The organism is Xanthomonas sp. D-99 (assembly GCF_017746145.1).
GTDB classification, from domain to species: Bacteria; Pseudomonadota; Gammaproteobacteria; order Xanthomonadales; family Xanthomonadaceae; genus Xanthomonas; species Xanthomonas cissicola.
Map to the genome: position 1 here is coordinate 1 of NZ_JAGHWU010000091.1, position 3,191 is coordinate 3,191.

The 3,191-nt window shown below is 53.9% G+C and carries 5 protein-coding genes; 1 reads left to right on the top strand and 4 read right to left on the bottom strand.

What is annotated here, in order from left to right; translation table 11 throughout:
- Nucleotides 1-22 precede the first annotated feature (22 nt).
- Nucleotides 23-760 (top strand): DNA/RNA non-specific endonuclease, encoded by a 738-nt coding sequence (locus tag J7360_RS20140; protein ID WP_057662566.1) that lies wholly within the window; start codon nucleotides 23-25, stop codon nucleotides 758-760.
- Between the two features lie 102 nt (nucleotides 761-862).
- Here the strand turns inward: J7360_RS20140 and J7360_RS21605 are convergent, their stop codons facing one another.
- The 4 genes from J7360_RS21605 to J7360_RS20155 form a co-directional block, all read right to left on the bottom strand.
- Nucleotides 863-1,126 carry an RES domain-containing protein gene (locus J7360_RS21605; RefSeq protein WP_280515204.1) on the bottom strand — a complete coding sequence of 88 codons (264 nt, stop codon included), beginning with the start codon at nucleotides 1,124-1,126 and terminating at the stop codon, nucleotides 863-865.
- Nucleotides 1,026-1,460 carry an RES domain-containing protein gene (locus J7360_RS21610; RefSeq protein WP_343237362.1) on the bottom strand — a complete coding sequence of 145 codons (435 nt, stop codon included), beginning with the start codon at nucleotides 1,458-1,460 and terminating at the stop codon, nucleotides 1,026-1,028. The genes J7360_RS21605 and J7360_RS21610 overlap by 101 nt, the downstream gene beginning before the upstream one ends.
- A 26-nt stretch (nucleotides 1,461-1,486) precedes the next feature.
- Nucleotides 1,487-2,107: an integrase gene (locus J7360_RS20150; protein ID WP_139792811.1), complete on the bottom strand. Its 621-nt coding sequence runs from the start codon at nucleotides 2,105-2,107 to the stop codon at nucleotides 1,487-1,489.
- 112 nt (nucleotides 2,108-2,219) lie between these two features.
- Nucleotides 2,220-3,071 (bottom strand): nucleotide-binding protein, encoded by an 852-nt coding sequence (locus J7360_RS20155; RefSeq protein ID WP_244667856.1) that lies wholly within the window; start codon nucleotides 3,069-3,071, stop codon nucleotides 2,220-2,222.
- Nucleotides 3,072-3,191: the final 120 nt, after the last annotated feature.

The window sequence follows — 3,191 nt, forward strand, 5'->3', positions numbered from 1 at the left end:
TACTCAGGGCGGGGGGACGTCGATGCGATTCCGACTCTTCCTCACCATCTTGCTGCTCACCACGTTCAGTGCGGGTGCCCAAGCCCAGGTGGTCACCCTCAACAAGGGTGGCTACACCTTGAACTACGACTGCACAAACCGCACCGCGTTGCGCTACGAATACGTGCTGCAGGCCGATACCGGCTCGGCGGCGCGTCCGTCCAGCTTCAACTTAGATACCGAACTTCCCAGCGGCTGCGCCGGCCAGATATCCAGTGCGTCCTATGCCAGCGTGCGTTCGGGCTATGACCGCGGGCACTTGGTGACCTCGAACCACATGGATTACAACGCGACCTACATCCGTCGCGCCAACCTGATGTCGAACATTGTTCCGCAGGTGGCCAGCTTCAACCAAGGCATCTGGGTGCGGGCGGAGGAAGTCGCCGAGTGTTACCGCGATATCGCAAGCGTCCAGGTCTACGGCGGCGTCATCTACAGCGACACCACGAACGATTACTTCCTAACAAGCCATGGCATCCGGACGCCAGACTTCTTCTGGAAGACCATCATTACTGCCAATCCGAGTGGAGGGTCTCGGGCCATCAGCTGGCTGATTCCGAACAGTGCCACGCTCGGGTCGCTGGACAGCTACATCGTCAGCATCAACGAGCTAGAAGACACATTTGGCGCCAGCACGATTGGCATCTCCGCACCGGCCAACGTCAAAGCGATGCTGCCAGCCACCACCTGGCCCCAGCCCAGTAGCTGTGACTTGAGCTGATCATTTCAAAGCAATTGACGAGAAGCTTCCAATGCGGGGCTTCTCTACCACGCACCCTTTACCTATCTAACTTTCCGCATCTGCAGCGAGGTAACTAGCCCCCTACGGCTTCAATATCGCCAACGCATTGTCAGCAACAAAAGAAGACCATCCGGAATGATCTGGCAAATCTATATCTGCGCTAACTTCTATTTTGTTTACGGCTCGATTAAATAGAGCCACACAGTTACCAGGATAATTATTCCTTGAAGGATATAAAATTCCGTCAAACCGCGGATTTCCGAATGAATCCAGGTCTTGGTAAACACGCGTCGAGATGGAGTGGGTGTGGCGATAATTCCTCGATGAGATTTGCCCAAGATTCAACCCAAAAACCCTCGCTATTGTGTCCGGAGCATTCAGATTGGCTAGACGAATCCCACTTAATACCCCCCACTGCTCGCACCAAGCGAGAATTAACCTCCGTCAAACTCACCGATCTTCCCGCGCGACGATGCCACTTGTGCTTATGAAACATAGACTCCATAAGTGCCGTGTTTATATCAAAAGCCAAATAGAGCACACCATAGACCTTATTCGGATCATCATATCGATTCAATGCCGCATTACCGAAATAAAGCGGTTGCCCGCGATAATCCACCCTACTTATATGCTGAAGAAGAGTTCCACTATTTAAAATTAAATCCGGAATTATCGACACCCCACCCCTCCTTGGCAATAATTTAATTATTGAAATCCAAGCTCATTAAGGACGACATCGACGATGCTCTCAATATTTCCAGGCATGACTTTTTGAACCGGCGAACTTCCGTCAAGTGCATCTAATGGACTTGAAAGAATATTATAAACCGTCCACGAATCCAGCTCTGGAAATCTTTTAAAAATAGTCTGTGTCAAAGCGAGAGGCGCCTCATTGAGTTGCCAATCTGGAATCCGCTGTTTTCTTGCCCCAGCACTGATAGCAAGCAAGCGACGCGAAGTAATGTCTCTATAAATTTGCTGACGCGACTTTAAAGAAAGCTTTGCAAATCTTTCAGGGGACAAGTTATGAGGGCTTTCGAATTCTTCAAGGAGCGCAATACGCCCCCTTTGGATATCAGTTCTTCCAGGTTCCCAACGCTTCTCCGCAACCAGGGCACGCGCCTTACTCTGGAGAATAGCCCCGACGTCCTCCTTCGCAGGAGCCTGCTCAAGCTTTTCGTTAAGAAACCTATCCAGCTCCCCTAAGAAGCCTTCTGGATCGCGAACGTCTGCTACTCCTTCAAACCTCCCGACATCAGCAATAGAGGCATGCCACGCTTTTTTTGGAGTCGTGTTCTGAGTTACGAGTGCCATTATTTTGCGCATGATAGCTTCTCCGCCTGCCTGTAAGACACTCTAGTCCACCTTCTCCCCTATATCAACCTTGTAAACTTTGTAACACACTGAGCGTCTGCGTAGCGCTTTAGACAGGCAGCCTTTAAGACTGCGTGCGGGGCAGGGAAATGGCCGGAGGCAATCTATCTTCAAGGTCGCGGCTTCGCTGCGCAGACCGTTCCTGCGCAACGTGCCGCGTCAGCTCCCCCAACGCCGTATCCATCGCCTCGCTGAAAGGGTCTCGAGCATCGTTGTTGGCCCAAGGCTCCTGCAGCGCTTCTTCCAGGGTAGCGGTCCACACCTCACCAACCTTATGAGCAATATTCGCTTCGTTTGTATCGTTCGCTTTGTTTGCTCCATCCGCAACAGTCACAGCCGTCAGCACATCGCCTGGCACGGTCAATACATGACCAACCAAGCGACCACCGACCAGCACCCAGTCGTGCTGGACGGTCAAACACTCTTTCACCGTGGTGAGGGCGAGCACCCTGCCCGCCTTCCTTGTCATACGGGCGACCTGATCCTTGACCGCCTGCAGTTCGAGTTGGAGCTCGAGCTCCCGAGCCTGCTGCCTCAGTCGTTCTAACTCGTCTACAAGGCGTCGCTCTTTGGGCGTCTTGCTGGCCCTGGCTTTCTGCCACTCCACCAAATCCTCGTAGAGGTAACGCACGTGCTGGTTGGCCCCGCCACCTGTGAGTCCGGCGCCTTTCTGGAAAGGCGGTCCCAACGGTGGGGAGCGGCGTCGCCACTCCCCCAGCGTGTCGAAGTGGACCCCCAAGAACCTTGCCGCGGCTTTGCTGCTGACGGTTTGCGTCAGCCCAGCTCTTGCACGCTCCAATTCCTGGTCCAGCGCGGCCTCTAACAGCGCGCGGTAGTCCTCTTCACTGCGAACAACCTCAATCATCCAATGCGGTCCGCTGGTTCCGTTGAGCAAAGATAGTAACCGGAGGGTCATTGGCCTCGTCCAGCCTCGGCTTGTCCGTCCCCTTCAGTCGGTTCCACACCCGCGGACTCTTGGCGACCATCGCCTCCTCAACTCGCCCCATTGCTTCTCGCTGTCACCAGCACTTTTAAT